Source organism: Stenotrophomonas maltophilia group sp. Smal17 (assembly GCF_030237045.1).
Lineage (GTDB): Bacteria > Pseudomonadota > Gammaproteobacteria > Xanthomonadales > Xanthomonadaceae > Stenotrophomonas > Stenotrophomonas forensis.
Genome location: NZ_JASJSU010000002.1, coordinates 113,077 through 132,975, shown reverse-complemented (window position 1 = coordinate 132,975; position 19,899 = coordinate 113,077). Strand labels below are relative to the sequence as shown.

Here is a 19,899-nt window from a genome sequence, read left to right as displayed (position 1 = left end):
GACGCTGATGGCGGTCTTTCCTTCTGCGGTGGCCGCGGCGATCACCGCCGCGGGCGAAGGCGGCGCCGGCACCGGCCCTGGCAGGGGAATGACCTGCGGCGGTGGCGGCGGCGGGGGAAGCGGAGGCGGCGGTGGCACCGGCCAGGGGGCATTGATCATCTTCGCGCAGGCGGCGGTGACCGCGGCGTTGCTGACCATGCCCGCGCCCTGCTGGCGCGCAACCGCGTTGTGCATGGCCGTGCCCAGCGTCTCCAGCATGACCATGTCGAGCATGCTGAAGGACTGCGCCGGCCCCTGGGCCACCAGCAGGGTCGAGGCGGCACTGACGCTGTCGACGATCTGGCTGTTGACGGTGTTCTCACTGCTCATGATGGAACGGCTCCCTTCTGGATGATCAGGGCCAGGACCTGGGCCAGGCTGGCGCCGGCGGTGACCTGGCCGCGTTGCTGGTTGGCCACTGCGTTCTGCATGGCCAGGCCAAGGCTGTCGGCCATCGCCAGGTAAGTGGCGGACATCGCGAACGACGGGGCGAGGGCGATCGCCAGGCCCGAGCCGGCGCTGGCAGCGTCCAGCAGGTAGCCGGTGGCAGGCGATGCGGCCATCAGACAGGGGCCCGGCGTGACGCCACCCGGGCGGGGGGCGTCACCCCGGGCCGACACGTCAGCGCAGACCCAGGATTTCGCGGGTGGCTACGCCGTTGGAGGCAGTGTCGATGGCATACAGCGTGGACACGCCCTGGGTGGTCGAGGCCTGCATGGTCACGTAGGACTGCTGCTGGTTGTTGGTGGCGTTGTGCGCGGCGTTGGACAGTGCCTGGCTGGTGGCCACGAACAGATTGCCCATTGCGATGGCCGGCGCATCACCAAGGACCTTGGTGTTGACCTGCGAAACCGAATCGGTGATCTGGCTGTTGACGGCGGTGGGAAATGCCATGGTGGAAACTCCTTGGGTGGACAGCACTACAGGAACGGAGACTGCCGGCACTTAGTGGAATCAGCCGAGAATCTTCCGGGTGGCGGCGCCGGTGGCGCCGGTATCGACGGCGTAGAGCAGTGCAACGCCCATCGTGGTCGCGGCCTGCGCCGTGACGTACATCTGCTGCTGGGCGAGCGTCGCGTTGTGGGCTGCATTCGCCAGGGCCTGTGCCGTGGCCTGGTACAACGTGCCCATCGCCGTGGCGGGGGCCACGCCCAGCACCTGCAGGTTGGCCTGGCTGACCGAATCGGTGATCTGGTCGTTGACGGCCGTGGGAAATGCCATGGCTCAGCTCCTTGCCTGCCGGCGCATCACGCGCCGAGGATCTGCTTGGTGGCCACACCGGTGGTGGCGGTATCGATCGAGTACAGCGTGGCCACGCCCATGGTGGTGGCCGCCTGCGCGGTCACGTAGGACTGCTGCTGGGCGTTGGTGGCGTTGTGGGCGGCGTTGGCCAGCGCCTGCGCGGTGGCCTGGTACAGGTTGCCCATGGCGACGGCGGGCGCGTCGCCCAGCACCTTGGTGTTGGCCTGGGTGACCGAATCGGTGATCTGGTCGTTTACAGCGGTCGGGAATGCCATGTCGAGCTCCTTGAGGTTGGCGGATCAGCTACGGGACGACGGATCAGGAACCGAGGCCGCGGACGCGGGTGCTGAGGATTTCCTTGCTGGCCACGGCCGTGGTGGCGGTGTCGATCGAGTACAGCGTGGCCACGCCCATGGTGGTGGCCGACTGCGCGGTCACATAGGACTGCTGCTGGGCGTTGGTCGCGTTGTGCGCCGCATTGGCCAGCGCCTGTGCGGTGGCCTGGTACAGATTGCCCACCGCCACGGCGGGCGCATCGCCCAGCACCTTGGTGTTGGCCTGAGTGACCGAATCGGTGATCTGGTCGTTTACCGCGGTTGGAAATGCCATGTCCTGCTCCTGCGAAAAGGTGGAAGTGCGTGGTATCCAGTGTCACGGTGCGTGGTGCGTAACTGCGTGTGCTTCACCGTGGATGCAGAGTAGAAACAAGCGCTGCTGCTGGATTGGTGGAATCGACGGAGAATGCGGGGGAAATGGTGTGAAGAGCGGGGCCGTGATGCGGGTGGTGCCGTCGCCGCATCATCGATTTCTCCGCATCCGCGTCGGCCGCCTACTGCTGTTCAATGTAGCGGGCCATGCGCAGGTACCAGTCGATGGACTGGGACTCGGCAAAGCGTCGCTGCCTGCGCTCCCACGCCGCCAGGGCGGCCCCTCCGGCAGGCATCGGCACGGGCACCGGCCGCAGCGTGTCGGGAATCGAGACGGGCTGGAATGTCCCCAGAGAGCTGCTCAGCTCGTCCTGCGCCACGGTGCAGACCGCATCCAGTTCCCAGTCGACCACCGACCCGGCGGTCGGACGATTGAGCCAACCGGTCTGGGCCATCAGGTTCGCGTTGATCCGTGTCACCAGGTCGGCGATGTCCTGGCCGCCGGGCAGGTCAAAGCAGACCAGGTAGAAATCGGCACCTCCCGGCGCGGTCTGGAACAGCGTGTGGTAGGCCATCACATAACCTGCGTCCAGCTCGACGCCGGTTTCTTCCTGGAATTCCCGCCTGGCCGCATGCTCGGCGGTTTCCGCATCCGACATGCGTCCCCCGGGCAGTGCCCACTGCCCGGCCTGGTTGACCAGACGCGGCGATTGCGAGCCGGCCCAGCCCGAAATGCGCCGCTGTGCGGCGTTGACGGTCGCCTGCAGGTTCGGGTCCGGCCATGCGGGGATGCCTACATTTTGAAGTTGGACCCAGGCCGGCACGGCCCCTCCACCCGCGACCCAATCGGCCGCTCCCATGGCGGCGGCCCGGTCCACGGCGGCCAGTACCGTCGGCAATGCTGCCTGCAGCTGCGCCAGGACCTGGCCGGCGTTGTTGACCGCAACGGCCGCTTGATTGATGGCATCCCGCGTGGCGACGCCATTGGCGGCAGCCCCCGCGGGCCACGCAGACGTCGCTGCAAGCACGGCATTGGCCAGCGACGCGTTGATGGCGGCGACCGCGCCGGCATTGACGGCGCTGCCTGCGGCAACGTTCACCACCGTGGTCAGGGCGGACGCCGCCTCGGCCACCAGCACCGGCGCGGCATAGCCGCTCCACCAGGCATTGGTGATCTGCTTGCGTGCGATCAGGTACTGATCGTCCGAGCGAAGTGTTGCGTAGACCTGTGTCATTTCGTTTCTCCGGTTGGAACAGCGTCGTGCCTGCCGCAGTCGATGGAAGGGCGGCAGCGCGGATCAGGGCGATGTGTCAGTGGTTGCGATGCTCGATCAGGTAGGTGAATTCGTTCCGCGTGTTCTCACGCGGTGCAATGGGCGGGAGGAGGGTGTCGTAGCGGGCCTCCCACGCCGGGGTATTGCGCCGATCGAGGAACGGCCGATCCTTCTCGTCAGGGAGATCCGGTGGCCCGGGTTTGTCCGGGGACAGGTGTTTCAGGTGCTCGGCCAGGCTTCCGGCCACCTCGACCACCTTTTCGTAGAGCACCTGCCGTCGCTCAGGCTCGGCGAACTCTTCCAGGTCGGTCCATTCGATGGTTGAACCCATCGCCTTGATCCGCTCCATCCCTTTCCAGTTCAGAAGCGCGTTCTCCCACACTTCGGTCCTGGCCAGCACCCGCGGCAGCTCGGTGACGGCCCAGGTATAGGTCTGCAGGTTCTGGGTGCGCATCACATCCATCAGCGAGGCCTTCAGCCAGATGCCGGTGAGGTCTTTCAGCGCACTGTGGTACGGGGCCCAGTCACCCAGGGTCACCTCCGGCTCGTCAGCATCGATCGCGCGGGTGGAGCCGGCATCCCAGGCCTTCTGCTGCAGCTCCAGCTGCGGCGCTTCCGCGAGTTCGGCCAGGGCGCCGGTCAGCAGTTTTCCAACCACCAGGTAGAGCAGGGCGGAGCGACCAATCGCCTCGGGCGAGAACAGCTTCCTCGCCTCCGGTTCCACACCGAGTGCACGCTGGTATCGGCACCACGCCTGCAGCAGCACATGCCGCCAGTACCAGGCCGTCAGCTTCTGCCCGGCCTTTTCGCCGCTCAGCTTCTGCTGTGTACGAACCGCTTGCGAGTAGTGCTTGTCGTGGGTCTTGTACATCATGTACAGGAAGTAGCCGCTGAGCGTCATCGGCAGGTTCATCTGCGAGGCGTAGCCTTCGGACCAGAATTTGCTGCAGCGGGCCAGGATGATGCCCGGGGTATAGCTTTCCCAGTCGAGCTTGCGCAGCTTGTGGCGCAGCAGCCCGGCGGGAATGTTGATGCCATCGTCTACATTGCCGACGTTCAACCCTTCGCCCACCTCCTTCCAGCTGGCATAGTCGATGGCCTTCAGTGCCACCAGCTCCAGCTTCAGCTGGCCCGTGTTGATGTGGGTGTTGAGCAGTTCGACCAGCTTGGGTGCGAACTGTCCCGCCCAGTCGCCGAGCGTGATGGCGTTGACGCCCTGCGTCTCTGCTTTCTGGATGGACGCCTGCAGCATCGCCACAAGCTGTTCCTTGAAGGCGTAGGCTTGATCAATGGCGCCGAAGCGCAGCGGCGGCGTGACGAGTTCGAAGACGTTGCCGGAATCGGATTCGAGCTTCCATGGCTCGGTGCCAGCGATGTCGAAGCAAGCTGCGACCACGTGGGTGAACGCGAAGATCACGCTGTCGTGCGTGCAGAACTCGATCTCGATGCCATACGTGTTGTCGGGCAGCGCCTCGCCGCCCTTGCCGATGTCGATGCCCTGGACGGTCGGGCGCTTGCTGACGATCCAGCCAAGCTGGCCGTCTTCTGCGATGTTTGCCATGCGAATGCCCCTGCATGAGTGCGCGACCGGGAATGGCCGGCTCAGGGGCATGCTAGAAACGGGGAGACTGCGGGAATCGGCGAAATCGACGCGCAATGCGGTGCCATTGCGTGGATCGGCACCGATGCGGCGGAATCGACGACGGCGGGCCATAGCCTCGCCGTCGCCGGGCCACGGGGGCTAGAGCATGTACGGGATCTTGAAGGCCAGGGTGAAGTCCGGCGCATCCGGGGTCAGGCCGATGCCGAGCAGGGTCACCAGGGTGGTGTGCTGGTTCAGCGCATAGGTCACGCCGAGATTCAGTGACGCCGCATTGGCATCGCTGCCGATCACCTTCATCCACTGCCCGCCCTGGAAGCGGGTCGAGGCGCGGGCGCTGATGCGGTCGCTGAAGGACAGGCTGAGGCTGGTGCGTTCGTTGAACGCGAACGCCACGCCGGCGCCGAAATACACCGAGCCGCCGAGCTTCACATCGCCGGGATTGACGGTGTCGGGGTTGCTGTCGATGTCGTTGAAGCCGCGCGGGAACGAATGTACGTAACCCAGATTGGCGAACAGGATGGCCGGGTCGGCGGTCTTGACCATCGACAGGCCCACATTGGCCTGCCAGACGCCGTTGCCGGTGGGCTGTTCTTTCGGTACGGCGAAGCGGATGTAGTCATCGTCGTCGCGCTCGATCACCTTCCAGTCCAGGCCGTAGGGCGCGCGCCCGGTGGGTGCGGTCACCCCGGCGGTAAGCACGGTTTCAGGCCGCCAGCCGCGCTCACCGAACAGGCGGTAGTTCGCGCTCAGGCCAATATCGCCCAGGCCATTGCCATTGGTCTGTTCCTGGGCGATGGCGGCGGCCGCACCCCCGGCACCGCCTTTCTGGTACACCGTGCGCCGTGCGAGGTACGGCACGTCCAGGTTGAGCGTCAGGTTCGGACTGACGCCCCAGCGTGCGGCGAGGTTGTAGGTGAGCGAATCGGATTCGACGTTCTCGATGGCGATGTTGCCGAGGAAGATCGCATCCAGTGCCAGGAAGCCGTTGAGGGTGAGCTGCTTGCGGTCATAGCGGGCGTAGGTGAGGCTGTTCTCGATGGTGAAGCGGCGCGAGAACAGGGCCGATTGCTGCTGCTTCACATCATCCACGCTGCGCCGCGACTCCTGCCTGGCCTGCTGCGCTTCGGCCGCAGTGCTGGCGTAGCCTTCGCCGCCGGGCGCTGTCTGTCCCGGCGCTGCCTGTAGAGTCGAGCCATGCTCGACTTCCGTGCCCGTGCCCGTGCCCGTGCCGGTTGCCGCCGCCGTTGCCGGCCCGGCAGGCCCCGTGCGCCCACTCAATCGCGCCTGCATCGCCTGCACCTGCATGTCGAGCTCGCGCAGGCGTCGGACTTCCTGGGCGTAGTTGCTCTTCAGCTGCTCCAGCTGGTTGGCCAGGGCCTGCACATCGGCGTTGTCGTCGGCCGTCGGCGGCGCGGCGAGGGCGGTGCCCGCCAGCGCCGCCAGCGCCAACGGGGTGATCCTCAGAAGGGTATGCATGTTCGTGTCCTGCGTTGTGGAACGCGTCCCCCAATGCCGCGCCGTACTACTGGCCCGGCCCCATGCCGCGGTTCAACGCAATCGCCTGGGCCACGTTCTGGCTCAACGGCAGGTTGCCGCCCGCGGTGTTGCGTACCAGCTCCAGCCGCAGCTGGTTGCTGGCTGCCTGGCCGTCACCGGCCAGGGCAATGCCCTGGCCGACGCTGCCATTGCGTATCCATTGCTGTACCAGGCCCTGGCCATCCACCTGCAGCTGCAGGCGCGCCTGATTGCCATCGAGCACGGCGCTGGCGCTCACCCCGGCCTGCTGCGCGCTGGCCGAGTGCGCGCTGTCGGACTGCATCGCGGGAACGTCGCCGTCACGCACCAGCAGCGTGGTGGTGTTGCGCGCGGCGTTGCCATCGCCGGCGACCTGCACGCTCTGCACCAGCCCACTGACATTGGCCAGGCCGCTGCTGTCGATGCTGCGGCCCGCTGTGACAGGCAGCGGCGCGTCGGCGGCGGTGACATGCACGCTGGGCTGAAAGCTGAGCTTGGGTGCACCACCGCCGCGGAAATCCATGCCCAGGGTCAACGTGCCCTGCAGGGCCGTGCCATTGCTGGCCTGCCACTGCGAAACCATCGTCACCCCGAACCAGGCCACGCTGTTGCCGCCCACCGTGTAGCGGCCGCGCATCAGGTTCAGTTCGGGGTCCGGAATTTCCTTCAGGCCGCGACCCGGCGCTGCGTCCGCCGCCCGCACCGTCAGCGCGGGAAGCATCAGCAGCAGGGTCATCAACAGGGGAAGACGGATCATGGCGAAGCCTCCTTCAGAACAGGTCGGCATGGCTGAAGCCGAAGTCGACCAGCTCGGCATCGGTGATCGGCCCCTGCCGCGCGTAGAGCGCGCGGGCACTGGGCCGTTCGCTGGGTTGCAGCAGCACCGTGTTGCGGTCGAAATCACTGCCGATCACCACGAACACGGCGCGTGACGGCCACGCGGCGAGGAAGTCCGGCAGTGCCAGGCTGCGGTTTCCGAGGATCGGATCGGCCACTTCGACGATGCCTTCGCGCACCTGCTTGAGCACCACGAAATGGCGGAAACCGCGCACGTCCATCAGCACCAGCCCGGGCACGCGCAGGGTGCGCAGGCGGGCTTCGTCGATGCGGTAGCCGCGCCCGCGCATGCCCAGTGATTCCACATAGCGCTTGATGTCCAGCAGCGAGAAGCCGCGCTCGGCCACCAGTGCGGGGTCTGAAACCCCCATCATTCCCTGGATCACCGTCGCCTCGTCGGTGTCCAGGTGGTAGGCATGGCGCAGGATGGTGGCCAGTGCCGCCGCGCCACAGCTGTAATCGGTGTGCTGGCGCACCACGTTGCGGTAGCGCCGCTCCTGCATGCTCTCCACTTTCTGCTGCAGCAGGGCGCCATTGGGCAGTACCCCGCTGAAGCGCACCTCGCCCGCCCACGCAGGGTTGATGCCCAGCAGCAACAGGCACGCCAGCAGCCAGGTTGAAGGTCGGCAACGGAACATCGCGTTCTCCGGCAGCAGGGGGGAGCCCCTGTTCCAAGGGGGAGGAGGAACAGGGGCTCCCGGAACCCGGTCATTGGCGGATGGCCGGGGTGTTGCGCTTACTCGCCGCTGCCACCACCACCGCCGGTGCTGGGCTGGGCGACTGCCAGGGCGAGGCTGTTGGCCTGCAGGTTGCCGGTACCCGATGCCACGTTCACGCCGATGTTGCCGGAGGCGCCGGAGAAGGCACTGCCCGACAACGCCGAGGTGTTGGTGGCATCGACGTTCACCCAGCGCGTGGTGCTGACCGTGCCGCTGAGGCTGGCGTACAGATCGGCCACGCCCAGCTCGACGAACTGGCTGGTGCCGCTCTCACGCGTGTCGAAGCCCAGGCCGCCCACCCCCGGCCGGTTGGGGTTCATCGTGGCGTTCTGGATCTCGTTGTCCAGGTCGATGTGGCCGGTGCTGTTGCCACCCGGATGCGGCAGCGCGCCGTTCCACGTATCCAGGTAGTAGTTGGCCATCTGGTAGGCATTGCCGGTGCCGCGATAGGTGCCGGCGCCGTAGCCCAGGGTCAGGCCACTGACGCTGCCGCGCATGCCCACCTGTACGGTGTCGGTGTAGGACTGCACGAAGCCGGCGTTGCTGACGGTGTTGCCGGTGGAGACCTGGTTGGAGCTGATGCTGGATTGGGCAACGGCCGTGGTCGCCACCGAGGCGGCCAGCGCGTTCTTCTGCTCGTTGTTGTTGCCCGACGCGATGTTCACGCCGATGTTGCCCGAGGCACCGCCGAAGGCATTGCCGCCAAGCGTGGCCGCATTGGTGACGCCAGCGTTCTGGGTGACGTTGCCGAACCCGGCCTGGTTGACGAACACTTCGGCGTCGGCCATGCCGAAGCTGAAGGACGCATCCGCCGCCGACAGCGATGCGGCGTTGTCCTGCGCGTTGTTGTCGCCGGACACCACGTTGAAACCGAGATTGCCGGACGCGCCTGCGCCTACGCTGTCGCCGATCGAGGCACGGTTGGTGACCAGACTGTTGCTGGTGGCGTTGTTGCTGATCGACTGGCGGTTGTCGATCACCGCGATGGCCGCCGAATCGAGGTCGATGTCGCCGGTGATGGTCGGATCACCGGAGAAATTGACGTCGGTGCTCAGGCGCAGGTCCTTTTCCAGGTTCACGTCGACGCCGTGATTGTTCTTTTCCTTGCGTTCGTCGGCCTGGATGTTGCTGTGCTTCTGCACATTGACGTTGACGGTGCGGTTGCGTACGTCGTTGTCGGTGTGATTGTGGGTGTCGTTGCGGGTTTCGCTGACGGTGTGGTTGTGGTTGATGTTCGCGTTGGCGTTCTGGTTGTCCCAGCCATTGGCCGCAGCGGCGGTCGAGGCAGTGGCAATCGCCATGGCGAGCATGGTCCGTTTGACGGTCGCTTTCATGGTGCCCTCTCTCTCATCGGATGGTGCATCGGTGGGTGGTTGTCACGGGCGGTCCTGCACGACCAGGCCCAGTACGTTGGCCGTGTCGTTGCCGCTGCCCGCGATCTGATTGAGTTGCAGGACCCCGTCGAATCCCCGCAGTGCGGTGCTGGCTACACCGACGCTGCGGGTTCCCGTCGCAGCGCCGCGATCGACGCCGTCCCGCCCCCCTGCCAACGCGGAACCTTCGGCGGCCAGGGCCGTGTCGTCGGTTTCGCGTATGCCCTGTCGGGCCAGCGTCGCGCTGACGACGTTGAGCGTCGTGTTGGCGCTGCCGCTGGCCTGGTTGATCGAAGCAATGCCGCTGGCGCCTGCCAGTGCCTCACCGCCGATGTGCGCGGCGGCATGCAGGGGTGCGGACAGTACCCGGTTGCCGTTCTGCAGCTGGTGCGCGCTGATGGCCACATCGGCGCGTTCAGCGCGGGCGATGCCGCGCAGATTGGCCTGCAGGTTGAAATCGCCTGCCGCCTGGTTCACCGCGATGGCGCCGCTGGCACCTGCCAGTGCGCGGCCCTCGATGCGGGCCAGGTCCAGATAGGCGAGCATGCCGCTGTAGTCGTCGGCCGATGCGGACAGCGGCGCGGCGATCACCGCCAGCAGCGGCCACGCCAGGGCCTTCACTTGCCACCTGCCGGGGCGGTGCCCTGCAGCGGGAACTGGCCCAGCGCGCCGCGCACCGTATCGGCGATGCCACGGGTGCTGTTGCCGACCGCGCCCAGCGGGCCACTCATCGTGCCGCCAAGACTGCTGCCGACCATGCCGTCGCCGTTGCGGCCCAGCGTGCCGCCCAGGGCCTGCTGGGTAACGCGTTCAACGGTGGTGCCGCCCGGCGCGGTCGTGGGAGTGATATGGCCTGCACCCATTCCCGCGTAGTCGGCATCGCTGAGCTCATCCATTCCGGAGGCCGGGTCACCGCTTCCGAGCGCCGCGGCGACCTCGCGCTGCGGCTTCGGATCGGCAATCAACGCGATGCCCGGTGGTGCCATGCGGTAGGCCGGCCGGGCCGCGACATCGCGCAACAGGACTATTTCGCCCGGTTGTGCCTTCACCCCCTGGCGGGCGCCGGACGCGCCTGCACCCGTGGCGACGGCCAGCAGGGCAAGGGCCAGCGATGCAGCCAGGCCACGAATCAGGGTGGTGCCGTCCATGCCGATCTCCCGCGATGGGTGCGGCGGAACCACGCATCAGCCGTGCCAACTGCCAAAGGCTGGTGCAGCAGCCGATGCCGGCGCTGCGGCGGGGTGGGGTGCTGCCGGGGCGTTACAGCGGCGTCGGGAAATTGTTGGGATTGCGCAACCCGCAGGCGCCACAGGGCAAGGGGGCGGCTGACTGTCGCATTGTTGTTACAGGTGCCGTCGCGGACTGCAACGGTGCCGCTTCAGCCGGTGATTTCTTGACGCGCTGCTCATTGCGCCGCCGTTTAGCGCGGCGCTAGGATCCGCCCAACAAAGGCCGCCGAGGTGGCCGTGGAAGTCCCGGCGGAGGGCGGCACGCCGGCGATCGACTGACAGCCCGCCGACGGTGTCCGGATGCTGGGGGAAGCATGGCGGCGGTCCCGGAAGCTTCAAGCTCGCGCTGTGTGCTGTGGTTTGGCCAGCCGCTGCCGAATGAGCGCAGTGCGCTCGCGGCCGCCGGTTGGTATGTGCGCAGCATTCAACCTGACCCTGCCATGGCGATCGGGCTGCGTGGCCGTGATCGATTGCTGGCCGTGATCGATCTTCGCCACCTGGACGCAACGGCGTTGCAGCTGCTCGCGCCATGGATCGAACAGCACCGGCATCTGCCCTGGCTGGCTGTGCTGCCGCCAGGCGCAGGCGCCACACCGTCGGCATGGTTGCCCGTGCTGCAGCACTGTCCTGCACGGTTCACCCTGCCATTCGGCCTGCAGGACCTGGTCTGCGCGATGCGCAGCCAGTTCGATGCGGATGATCTGCCCACCGACGAGGCCTGCGCAGGGCAGGGGCCGCGCGCATTGATCGGCGAAAGCTCGGCGCTGCATGCGGTGCGCACGGTGCTGCACAAGTTCGCACCGGTGGAGCTGCCGGTGCTGGTCACCGGCGAAACCGGCACCGGCAAGGAGCTGGCCGCGCATGCGCTGCATGCGCTGTCCGGGCGTGCCGGCAAGCCTTTCATCGCAGTGAACTGCGGTGCGATTCCGGCCAACCTGGTGCAGTCGGAACTGTTTGGGCACGAGCGCGGTTCCTTTACCGGCGCCGACAAGCGCCAGATCGGCGTGTTCGAATCCGCGCAGGGCGGCACCGTGTTCCTGGATGAGGTGGGCGATCTGCCCGCCGAGGCCCAGACCAGCCTGCTGCGGGTGTTGCAGGAGGGGACGTTCGAGCGTGTCGGCAGCAGCCAGTCGCTGCGTGCCGATGTCCGCGTACTGGCCGCGACCCACGTGGAACTGGAACAGGCCGTGGCGCAGGGGCGGTTCCGCAGCGATCTCTATTACCGGCTCAACGTGCTGCGCCTGCTGATGCCACCGCTGCGCGAGCGCGGCGCCGATGTGCTGCTGCTGGCCGAGCACTTCCTGCGTTGCTTCCGGCGGCGCCACACGGTGCGTGCACGTGGCTTCTCGCCCACAGCAAGCCAGGCGATGCGGCGCTTTGGCTGGCCCGGCAATGTGCGTGAACTGCTCAACCGCGTGCAGCGGGCGGCGATCATGGCCGAGGGCGAGCTGATCAGCGAGCGTGACCTTGAACTGGGCGAACCGGCCGAGGCGCTGCCCAGCGCGATGCTGCATGATGCGCGTGGTCAGGCCGAACGCGATGTACTGCTGCAGACGCTGCGCCACACCGGCTACAACGTGTCCGAGTGCGCACGGCAGATGCAGATCTCGCGGGTGACGGTGTACCGCCTTTGCCGCAAGCACCGGCTGGAGCTGCCGGCACAGCGCTGAGCCGGGTTGACGCCGCCGCCCGTACCACCCAGCCTGCGGCCAACGACCGCCGCCCTTGCCCTGCGCGAATGAACCAGAGCCCCGAACTGCTGCGCCGCCTGTTGCGTGCCAAGGACCGGATGGACCGGGCCAGCCATGAAGACTGGCCGGTTGCCCGCCTGGCCGAGGTCAGCGCGGTTTCCCCCGCCCACTTCGCGCGCTCGTTCAAGCAGGCCTTCGGCCTGCCACCGCACCGTTACCTGCTCAGCCGGCGCATCGAACGGGCGGTGGCGCTGCTGCGCGACACCGAGCTGGCGATCACCGAGATCGCGGCGCAGACGGGCTGGACCAGCCTGGGGACCTTCGGCCGGATCTTCCGCGACATCACCGGCGACAGCCCGGGCAACGTGCGTGACCGCGAGCGCGCCGGGCACGCCGGGCACGCCGCGGCGGAGAGCGTACCCGAGTGCCATGCCCGTGCGGCGCAGCGGCCTGACCTCAACATCGCAGTTTTGGAGAAGCGCCGCCGCCAGGCCGTTGCTAACGTGGACCGCACCTGAGGGAGGTCCCATGACGAATACCGTGAACACGGTCGGCCTGTATGTACGCGACCAGGATGAAGCACTCGAATTCTACGTCGGCACGCTCGGTTTCGAGGTGCACACCGACGTGCGCAATGGCAGCTACCGCTGGTTGACGGTACGCAGCCCCGGCCAGGACGGTTTCCAGCTTGGCCTGTTCGTTCCCGGCCCGCCGACCCATGACGCGGCGACGGCGCAGGCGCTGCAGCAGCTGGTGGCCAAGGGGGCGATGCCACCGCTGGTGCTGGCGGTGGACGACTGCCAGGCACGCTATGCGCAATGGCAGGCAAAGGGCGTGGAGTTCATCCAGGCACCGGTCGAGCGCTTCGGCGCCATCGACGCCGGATTCCGTGATCCGTCCGGGAACGGCTGGAAGATGATTGAAGCCCGCTCCGAAGCGAGGCGTCGTCAATGAGTCGCGGTGGTTGGGCGCGGCCGGTGCACCGCTGGACCTCGATCGTGTTCACCCTGGCGGTGATCGCCAACTTCGTGGCGCGCGCGATGGGCCAGGGTGAACCTGCGGCGTGGATCACCTACTCGCCGCTGCCCCCGTTGTTCCTGCAGCTGTTCACCGGCCTGTACCTGTTCGCGCTGCATTACGCAGCAAAGCACCGCAGCGCCTCGCTGGGCGCTGCGGGCTGAGCGTGGATCAGGCGACCGCGTCGACCGCGTAGCCGGCAAGCAGGGCCGGCAGGTCTTCCATGCGCTGGAAGATGACCTGGGCGCCGGCCGCGCGCAGCGCCTCCGGCGTGCTGTGGTGCGGGCCACCTTCGCTGAAGCCGAACACGGTGGCGCCGGCCGCCACGCCCGCGGTGGCGCCGGTCACGGTGTCTTCAATCACCGCGCAGCGCTTCGGGTCCACGCCCAGCGCGGCGGCGGCCGCCAGGTAGACATCCGGGTGCGGCTTGGTGTTCGGCATGTCCTGGCCGCTGTAGACGTGGTCGCCGAAGGCATCGAGGATGCCGACCTTGCCCAGCTGCAGCTGCACCTTGTGCAGGTCGGCGCCGGACGCGCAAGCAATACGCCCGCCGGTGGCCGCCGCGATCGCACGCACCGCCCCCGGCGCACCCTGGATCGCCTGCAGGTCACGCTCCAGCGCGATATTGCGCTGCAGGCGGAACTCCTCCAGCCATTCCTCGGTGAACGGCTTGCCGGTGCGTTCCTCGATCAGGCCGGCCAGATGGGCCACCGACTGGCCGAGGAAGACTTCACCCGCCTGTGCCGGGGTCAGCGGCCAGCCACGCTCGGTCAGCATTTCGGAGAGCACGCGGGCCACCAGCGGCTCGGAATCGACCAGCACGCCGTCACAGTCGAACAGCACGGCATCGAAGGGAAAACGGGACATCTACAGCTCCTGGGGCAGGCGGTTGGGCGCGGGTATCCGCCATTTTCCCATAGCGGCGAGGACGAGGCACCCGACGATCACAGGGTGCCTCGACGCGGTGGGCCGATCAGCTCAGGTCGCAGCCCGCCGGCTGCGGCCAGGTGGTGGCCGGCAGCATGTTCTTCAGCGAGGCCGGCGCGTTGATGGCCACGTAGCTGGCACCCAGCAGTTCTTCCAGGTCGGCGATGGTGACCAGGTAGTTGTCGAGGCTGCCGAGATTGGCTTCATTGGGAATGATCCAGCTGATCGCCTTGGCGGTGCCGGTGTTCGGGTCGCGGGTGATGATCGTCTTCCAGAAGAATTCCGGGGTCGGAATGCCGTGGCTAGTCAGGAAGTAGTCGTTGGAGGCATCGCCGTAGACCACGCCGCCGTAGACGTCCACCGGCGCGATGTCGCGGTAGCACTCGGCCACGTTCTCGGCCTTCACCCAGATGCCCTGGTTGAAGCTGGACACCTGCGGGACGATGTTGGTCATGTAGTTGGCGCGGCGGATGTAGGTCGCGTCGTAGTCCATGTGGTTGGAGGTCACCAGATGGCCGCGGTCATAACCGGACCTGATGCTGGCGTACGACGCGGTGCTGCTCTGGCCGAGGCAGCCGGCCGGCAGGTCCGGGTCCTTGTAGAAGCTGGACGGGCGCGCAGCCGAACCGGTATCGGCGGTGAGCGTGTATTCGTAACGGGTGGCGCTGTGGATGCTGCAGTCGTAGGTCAGCACGAAGCCGCCCTTGTTGAGGGTGACAACCTGGGCCTGGGCGGCGCCGGCGAAGGCGCTGAGGACGAACGCGAGGAAGAAGCTTGCAAGGCGCATTGCGGTGCTCCAGCAGAAGATTCAGGGCGCAGCCGTCCGCCACGACCAGGCCGGTGCGAGGTCGGGGAATCGGTTGCGGAGAGGGGTGCTGCGGACTGCGGTGAGACGTGACCGCGACGACAGGGCCACAGAGGCCGTGCGGTGTCGTAAGCGTCACAAGCGGTCGTCTTTCGGTCAATGACGAAACGACGGAGCTGTGACAGCGCGCAAGCACTGGAGATGTGTCAGATGGAGCCGGGCATGACTGAAACGCAGGCGTGCTAGGGCGTCGCGATGCCTGCCATCACGGTGTGTTGGGCACACAGCGCCCGTGCAGCAAGGCGGAAGTGAAGTGGCCTTATGAAGTCGATCCGTCCTTGGGGCCCATCGCTATCGGCATCGATCCGCGCGGCAAGTAATGCAGCAAACGTCATGCTGCGTCGCAAGGTGCCAGCCACCATTCGCACTGGTACGGTCCGAGCCGTTGCACCACCACCGACGGGGAGAGACGACGATGCGCAAGGTTCTGCTGCTGTTGATCCTGCTGGCCGGCCTGGCGCCCGGCGCCTGGGCCGCTACGGTCAAGACCACCCACCGGACCATTCCCAGCTGGGATGGAACGCCTCTCGGGGCCTTCGTCATCGAACCGCAGGATGCGGGCAGCGGCCGGTATCCGCTGCTGGTGATGCCCAGCAGCTGGGCCGTGCCCAGCGTCGAGTACGTGGGCGTGGCGCAGGCGCTGGCACGGCGTGGCTATGTGGTCATCAGCTACAGCTCGCGTGGCTTCTGGGAGTCCGGCGGCAGCATCGACATCGCCGGGCCGGCCACGGTCGAGGATGTCAGTGCGCTGATTGACTGGGCACTGGACAACACCCGCGCCGATCCGGCCCGCATCGGCGTGTCGGGCATCTCCTACGGCGCCGGTACCAGCCTGCTGGCGGCGGCACGGGATCCGCGCATCAAGGCGGTGGCCGCGCTCAGCGGCTGGGCCGATCTGCAGGCCTCGCTGTACAGCAACGACACCCCCAGCGCGCAGGGGATTGCCCTGCTGGTGGCGGCCGGATTGGCGACCGGGCGCCCCGGCACGGAGCTGGCCACCATCAACCGCAATGTGCTGGTCGGCAACTACCAGGGCGCAGTGGACTCGCTGCTGCCGGTGGCGACCCAGCGCAGTCCTGCGGCCAGCATCGACGAGATCAACGCCAACCAGCCGGCGGTGTTCCTGGCCAATGCGTTCAACGACAGCCTGTTCCCACCGGGCCAGCTGGTGGACTTCTTCAACCGGCTGAAGGGGCCCAAGCAGCTGCAGCTGCGCCACGGCGACCATGCGCTGAACGAAGCGTTCGGGGCACTGGGCATTCCCAACGAGGTCTACGACCAGGTGGGCGACTGGTTCGATCACTACCTGAAGGCGGTGGCCAATGGCATCGACCGCCAACCGGCAGTGCAGCTGAAGTCACAGAAGGGCAGCTGGAGCCGCTATCCGGACTGGAAGGCGACCAGCGACGGTGCCGTCAGCTACGGGCTGACCGCACCCTCGGGCCTGCTGCTGCCGACCGGCGGCCTGGCGGAGAAGGGCGGCACGACCGGCTGGAACTACCGCATCGGCAGCGGGCTGCTGACCGCGGCCAACTCCGGCGTGGCGATGGCCTCCGGCGCGCTGCAGATGATCAACCTGCCGCCGGGTGCCTACGTGCCGTTTGTCGGGCGTAGTGCTGCCGGGGTCTGGCAGGGGCCGGTGCAGTGGAGCGCGCGGCGCCTGGATGGTGCGCCGGAAGTGCGCCTGACCGTCACCCCCAGTCGTGCCAACACCACGCTGTATGCCTACCTGTACGCCGAGGATGTGCTGGGCAATGGCCAGCTGATCAGCCACAAGCCGTACACGCTGCGTGGCGCCACGCCAGGGCAACCGAAGACACTCGACCCGCGCCTGGAAGCGAGCAGCTGGAACCTGCCGGCCGGTAGCCGCCTGACCCTGGTGGTCGACACCGTGGACCTGCGCTACGCCGGCATCAGCCAGCTGGGGGGAACGGTGACCTTCAGCTCGCCGGCCGGCGCGCCCTCGATGCTGAAGGTGCCGTTGCATTGAGACTGGCCAGGGCAGGGATGGACCCATGACCATCGCGCGGCTGCTGCTTGCCGCGGTACTTGTTGCGCCGGGCGCGGCAGGCGCAGCGACGGATTGGCGGGGCACGCTGTTGACGGACCTGGAGGCTGCCGACGCGGCGATGCGCGGCAGTCATCCTGGCACGGTGGACCGGCAGAACCCGGGATTCGTCCTCCAGTTGCGGGATGCGCTGGCCCTTGCGCGGTCACGCGCGGACACGGTCGACAGCTTCGCCGGCTACTGGTGGGCCATGAAGGGTTACGCGGCCTCGTTCAATGATGGCCATGTCAGCCTCAACGCGCGTGCTGCTGCGCCGGAGCTGCCGACGCGGTGGCCGGGCTTCCTGACCGGCTTCGACGGCGACGTGCAGGTGGTCATGAGCGTGGACGATGGCCCGGGCCATCCGCCGTTGGGTGCACAACTGTTGTCCTGTGACGGCGTCGATGCGGCGACGCTTGCCGCGCGTCGGGTGGGCGACTTCAGCGGGCGCTGGAACCTGCAGGCCAGCCGCATCCAGGGCGGTGGCGAAGTACTGCTGGAGCAGGGCAATCCCTTCCTGCCCACGCCGCGCCGCTGCGAGTTCCGCGCCGATGGGCGTGAGACGGCGTATGCGCTGCAATGGACGCCGCTCGATCCCGCGCAGCGTACGCAGCGGCTGGCCGATACCCGTCGCAGTTTCCGGCCGGCCAACGGTTGGCACGCCCTGCCCGGGGGCGGCTACTGGATCACCACCAGCAGCTTCAATGCCGATCCGGCGGCGCAGAATTTCAAGGAACTGACAGCGTTGCTTGAGGCGCTTGGGCGGGTGCCCGAACCGCTGCAACAGGCGCCGCTGGTGGTGCTGGATGTTCGCGGCAACACGGGTGGCGCGTCGCAGTGGAGCATCGAACTGGCGCGATTGATATGGGGGCGTGCTGCCGTGGATGCGTTGCCGGACCACAGCTGGGTGGAATGGCGGACGTCGGATGCCAACATCGCGCAGCTGCGCGGCTTCCTGCAGAAGCTGGAACAGGCGCCCGATGCATCGCCGGAGCTGCTGCGCATGCTGGAAACCGTGACGCAGGGAATGGCACAGGCACGCGAGCGGGGGGAAGCCCTGTGGCGTGAGCCGCCGGAGCCCAAGGCGAGTGCGGCGCCGGCGTCCGCGCCCGTCGTACCCGTGCGCGCGGGCAGGGTGGTGATCGTGGCCGATGCCGCCTGTGGTTCCGCCTGCCTGGATGCGCTGGATCTGTGGAAGCGCCTGGGTGCGGTGCAGGTGGGTGTCGAGACCTCGGCCGACAGCCTGTACATGGATGTGAGGCCGGACATGCTGCCCAGCGGGCTGGCCCGGATCTCGGTACCGATGAAGGTGTTCCGTGGGCGGGTGCGCGGTTCGAACGAGCCTCACGCACCGGATCGCCGTTATGGTGGCGACATGCGGTATACGCCGGCGCTGGAAGCGTGGGTACTTTCGCTGCAACAGAACAGCGGGCCCGGTCCAGTGGGCCCACCATAGGAGACCACCGCTTGAACACTCCAAGCCCTGATCCTGCAACCACGCCCTCCCAGGGCAGGGCGCTGCGTCGCTGGATGCTGACACTCGCCGCGTTGTTCGGCGTGGCCCTGCTGATCTACCTGGGCAGCGCCATCCTGCCACTGGCCAGGCCCGGTGGGATATATGGCGGAATGGGGGTGATGATGATGCTGCCGATCCTGCTGGCGTGCGCGGCATTGGCGGCACTGCTGGGCAGCTCGGTGGTTGCGGCGATTGCATGGTGGGCCGGGGTGCGCCGGATCGGGTTCGTTCTGGTGATGCTGCTTGCTGCGTGCCTCAGCGCAGTCAGCTTCATTGCGGGCTTTGACTCGCCACTGGCGAGGTGATCAGCGCAGGTCCGGCGGATTCATTGATGCGTCGCGCACATGGGCATCGCCGGGCTCAGGCTGCAATCGCGCTTCGATGTCCGGCGGGAACATGGGAATCCTGCTGGTCCGCATCACCGCCCAGCGCATCATCGCGTGCAGGTGGTTGAACGGCAGCATGGTCAACCACATCACCGCAGGCATCTGCGCGTCAGCGGCGAAGATGCGTTCCTTGCAGAATGCAAGGCTCTCGCGCTTGCCGTCCACCGGCATGCAGTACTGCACCGCATCCAGCACCGCCGCCGGCCCTTCCTCCATGTAGCGCTGCAGGAATTCCCAGTGCGCATGCGCATTCTTGATGCGGGAGGTGGCGATGCAGAAGGCGAATGCTTCCCTGACCGTCGCGCCGTCCGCGTCCAGGATCAGGCCGCGGACATCCCAGTTGCGCCAGCCGAAGGTTCCGGTTCCGCGGCCCAAGGTGAAATAGATCTGGTCCAATCCCGCGCTGAGGATCGTCCCGTCCAACCGGAACACATGAACCTGGCGATGCTTGCGGTCGAACACGATGGGGTAGTAGGTCCAGCGGAACAGTTCGCGGCACGCTACCCACGCACTTGCTGCAGTGAACACCGCAAGCATCGCGATGCTGATGAACACGGCTGCCCAGAGGCCATTCTCGTTGGGCAGCTTCTCCACGACCAGCAGCCACAGCAGCATCGACATGCCGCCAACTCCGAACGCCACGCCTATCGCACCCAGCAGGGCGACAAAGCCTCGGGGGCCGTACCACCGATCCACTGAGACCAGGCAGTTCGAGTTCATCTTCACGACGCAGCGCTGGGCCAGCAGAGGCACGTCGAGACGCGTCTTCTGCCGCAGCCGATGCTCTCGATCGAACGCGGCGAGGGGACGGTTGCTCGGAAACCTCGAGGTGAAGCCGGTGAAGTCCATGGTCGCTCCTTGCTGCGTGGATTCTAACCAGTTCATCAGCGCGGCCGGAAAGCGAAGCGCAGTCCTCTTCCAGCGGCTTGCGTTGAAGGGCGTATCCCGGGAGACTCAGTGCGTTGGCGTTCC

24 protein-coding genes are annotated in these 19,899 nt (G+C 67.1%); 7 read left to right on the top strand and 17 right to left on the bottom strand.

Going from position 1 to position 19,899, the window contains the following annotated elements; translation table 11 throughout:
* The 14 genes from QRO93_RS01870 to QRO93_RS01805 form a co-directional block, all read right to left on the bottom strand.
* On the bottom strand, nt 1-369 hold a 369-nt coding region (locus QRO93_RS01870), incomplete at its 3' end, for a RebB family R body protein (protein ID WP_285303928.1).
* Nucleotides 366-602 (bottom strand): RebB family R body protein, encoded by a 237-nt coding sequence (locus QRO93_RS01865; protein WP_008265905.1) that lies wholly within the window; start codon nt 600-602, stop codon nt 366-368. The genes QRO93_RS01865 and QRO93_RS01870, both read right to left, overlap by 4 nt.
* Before the next feature lie 58 nt (nt 603-660).
* Nucleotides 661-933, bottom strand: a complete 273-nt coding sequence (locus QRO93_RS01860; RefSeq protein ID WP_005416651.1) for a RebB family R body protein — start codon at nt 931-933, stop codon at nt 661-663.
* Between the two features lie 60 nt (nt 934-993).
* Nucleotides 994-1,260, bottom strand: coding sequence for a RebB family R body protein (locus QRO93_RS01855; protein ID WP_006446865.1), 267 nt, complete (start codon nt 1,258-1,260; stop codon nt 994-996).
* A gap of 26 nt (nt 1,261-1,286) precedes the next feature.
* Nucleotides 1,287-1,556: a RebB family R body protein gene (locus QRO93_RS01850; protein WP_005416649.1), complete on the bottom strand. Its 270-nt coding sequence runs from the start codon at nt 1,554-1,556 to the stop codon at nt 1,287-1,289.
* Between the two features lie 43 nt (nt 1,557-1,599).
* Complete coding sequence (locus tag QRO93_RS01845; RefSeq protein ID WP_005416648.1) at nt 1,600-1,890, bottom strand: RebB family R body protein; 291 nt, start codon at nt 1,888-1,890, stop codon at nt 1,600-1,602.
* A 220-nt stretch (nt 1,891-2,110) separates the two neighbouring features.
* A complete protein-coding gene (locus QRO93_RS01840) occupies nt 2,111-3,163 on the bottom strand; it encodes an NUDIX domain-containing protein (protein WP_164087472.1) in 1,053 nt (350 codons plus the stop codon).
* 76 nt (nt 3,164-3,239) lie between these two features.
* Nucleotides 3,240-4,859, bottom strand: coding sequence for a hypothetical protein (locus QRO93_RS01835; protein ID WP_285303927.1), 1,620 nt, complete (start codon nt 4,857-4,859; stop codon nt 3,240-3,242).
* 84 nt (nt 4,860-4,943) lie between these two features.
* Nucleotides 4,944-6,281 (bottom strand): transporter, encoded by a 1,338-nt coding sequence (locus tag QRO93_RS01830; protein ID WP_053449823.1) that lies wholly within the window; start codon nt 6,279-6,281, stop codon nt 4,944-4,946.
* A 46-nt stretch (nt 6,282-6,327) separates the two neighbouring features.
* Nucleotides 6,328-7,077: a hypothetical protein gene (locus QRO93_RS01825; protein WP_053449822.1), complete on the bottom strand. Its 750-nt coding sequence runs from the start codon at nt 7,075-7,077 to the stop codon at nt 6,328-6,330.
* Between the two features lie 13 nt (nt 7,078-7,090).
* Complete coding sequence (locus QRO93_RS01820) at nt 7,091-7,795, bottom strand: C39 family peptidase (protein ID WP_006446620.1); 705 nt, start codon at nt 7,793-7,795, stop codon at nt 7,091-7,093.
* A 98-nt stretch (nt 7,796-7,893) separates the two neighbouring features.
* On the bottom strand, nt 7,894-9,210 hold the full coding sequence (locus tag QRO93_RS01815) for an adhesin (RefSeq protein WP_164087474.1): 1,317 nt from the start codon (nt 9,208-9,210) through the stop codon (nt 7,894-7,896).
* Nucleotides 9,211-9,252: 42 nt separating this feature from the next.
* A complete protein-coding gene (locus tag QRO93_RS01810; protein WP_053449820.1) occupies nt 9,253-9,870 on the bottom strand; it encodes a hypothetical protein in 618 nt (205 codons plus the stop codon).
* Complete coding sequence (locus QRO93_RS01805) at nt 9,867-10,397, bottom strand: hypothetical protein (RefSeq protein ID WP_053449819.1); 531 nt, start codon at nt 10,395-10,397, stop codon at nt 9,867-9,869. Before QRO93_RS01805 ends, QRO93_RS01810 begins: the two co-directional genes overlap by 4 nt.
* A 395-nt stretch (nt 10,398-10,792) precedes the next feature.
* Here QRO93_RS01805 and QRO93_RS01800 point away from each other — a divergent pair, with 395 nt between their 5' ends.
* The 4 genes from QRO93_RS01800 to QRO93_RS01785 all read left to right on the top strand — a co-directional run bounded on the left by QRO93_RS01800 (nt 10,793) and on the right by QRO93_RS01785 (nt 13,350).
* Complete coding sequence (locus tag QRO93_RS01800) at nt 10,793-12,148, top strand: sigma-54-dependent Fis family transcriptional regulator (RefSeq protein ID WP_180878437.1); 1,356 nt, start codon at nt 10,793-10,795, stop codon at nt 12,146-12,148.
* A 68-nt stretch (nt 12,149-12,216) separates the two neighbouring features.
* A complete protein-coding gene (locus QRO93_RS01795) occupies nt 12,217-12,687 on the top strand; it encodes a helix-turn-helix domain-containing protein (protein ID WP_053449817.1) in 471 nt (156 codons plus the stop codon).
* A 10-nt stretch (nt 12,688-12,697) separates the two neighbouring features.
* Nucleotides 12,698-13,123: a VOC family protein gene (locus tag QRO93_RS01790; RefSeq protein WP_040007679.1), complete on the top strand. Its 426-nt coding sequence runs from the start codon at nt 12,698-12,700 to the stop codon at nt 13,121-13,123.
* A complete protein-coding gene (locus QRO93_RS01785) occupies nt 13,120-13,350 on the top strand; it encodes a hypothetical protein (RefSeq protein ID WP_180878436.1) in 231 nt (76 codons plus the stop codon). Before QRO93_RS01790 ends, QRO93_RS01785 begins: the two co-directional genes overlap by 4 nt.
* A 7-nt stretch (nt 13,351-13,357) precedes the next feature.
* Here QRO93_RS01785 and QRO93_RS01780 read toward each other — a convergent pair whose 3' ends face one another.
* A complete protein-coding gene (locus QRO93_RS01780; protein ID WP_180878435.1) occupies nt 13,358-14,053 on the bottom strand; it encodes an HAD family phosphatase in 696 nt (231 codons plus the stop codon).
* A 106-nt stretch (nt 14,054-14,159) separates the two neighbouring features.
* Nucleotides 14,160-14,900, bottom strand: a complete 741-nt coding sequence (locus tag QRO93_RS01775) for a DNA/RNA non-specific endonuclease (protein ID WP_164087479.1) — start codon at nt 14,898-14,900, stop codon at nt 14,160-14,162.
* A gap of 493 nt (nt 14,901-15,393) precedes the next feature.
* Between QRO93_RS01775 and QRO93_RS01770 the strand changes: the two genes are divergently transcribed.
* The 3 genes from QRO93_RS01770 to QRO93_RS01760 are packed head-to-tail and all read left to right on the top strand — an operon-like array spanning nt 15,394 to nt 18,846.
* Nucleotides 15,394-16,968, top strand: a complete 1,575-nt coding sequence (locus QRO93_RS01770) for an alpha/beta fold hydrolase (protein ID WP_285303926.1) — start codon at nt 15,394-15,396, stop codon at nt 16,966-16,968.
* A gap of 25 nt (nt 16,969-16,993) precedes the next feature.
* On the top strand, nt 16,994-18,481 hold the full coding sequence (locus tag QRO93_RS01765; RefSeq protein ID WP_180878433.1) for a hypothetical protein: 1,488 nt from the start codon (nt 16,994-16,996) through the stop codon (nt 18,479-18,481).
* An 11-nt stretch (nt 18,482-18,492) separates the two neighbouring features.
* Complete coding sequence (locus QRO93_RS01760; RefSeq protein ID WP_148564971.1) at nt 18,493-18,846, top strand: hypothetical protein; 354 nt, start codon at nt 18,493-18,495, stop codon at nt 18,844-18,846.
* Here the strand turns inward: QRO93_RS01760 and QRO93_RS01755 are convergent, their stop codons facing one another.
* Nucleotides 18,847-19,776 (bottom strand): DUF6708 domain-containing protein, encoded by a 930-nt coding sequence (locus tag QRO93_RS01755; protein ID WP_180878432.1) that lies wholly within the window; start codon nt 19,774-19,776, stop codon nt 18,847-18,849.
* Between the last annotated feature and the right edge of the window lie 123 nt (nt 19,777-19,899).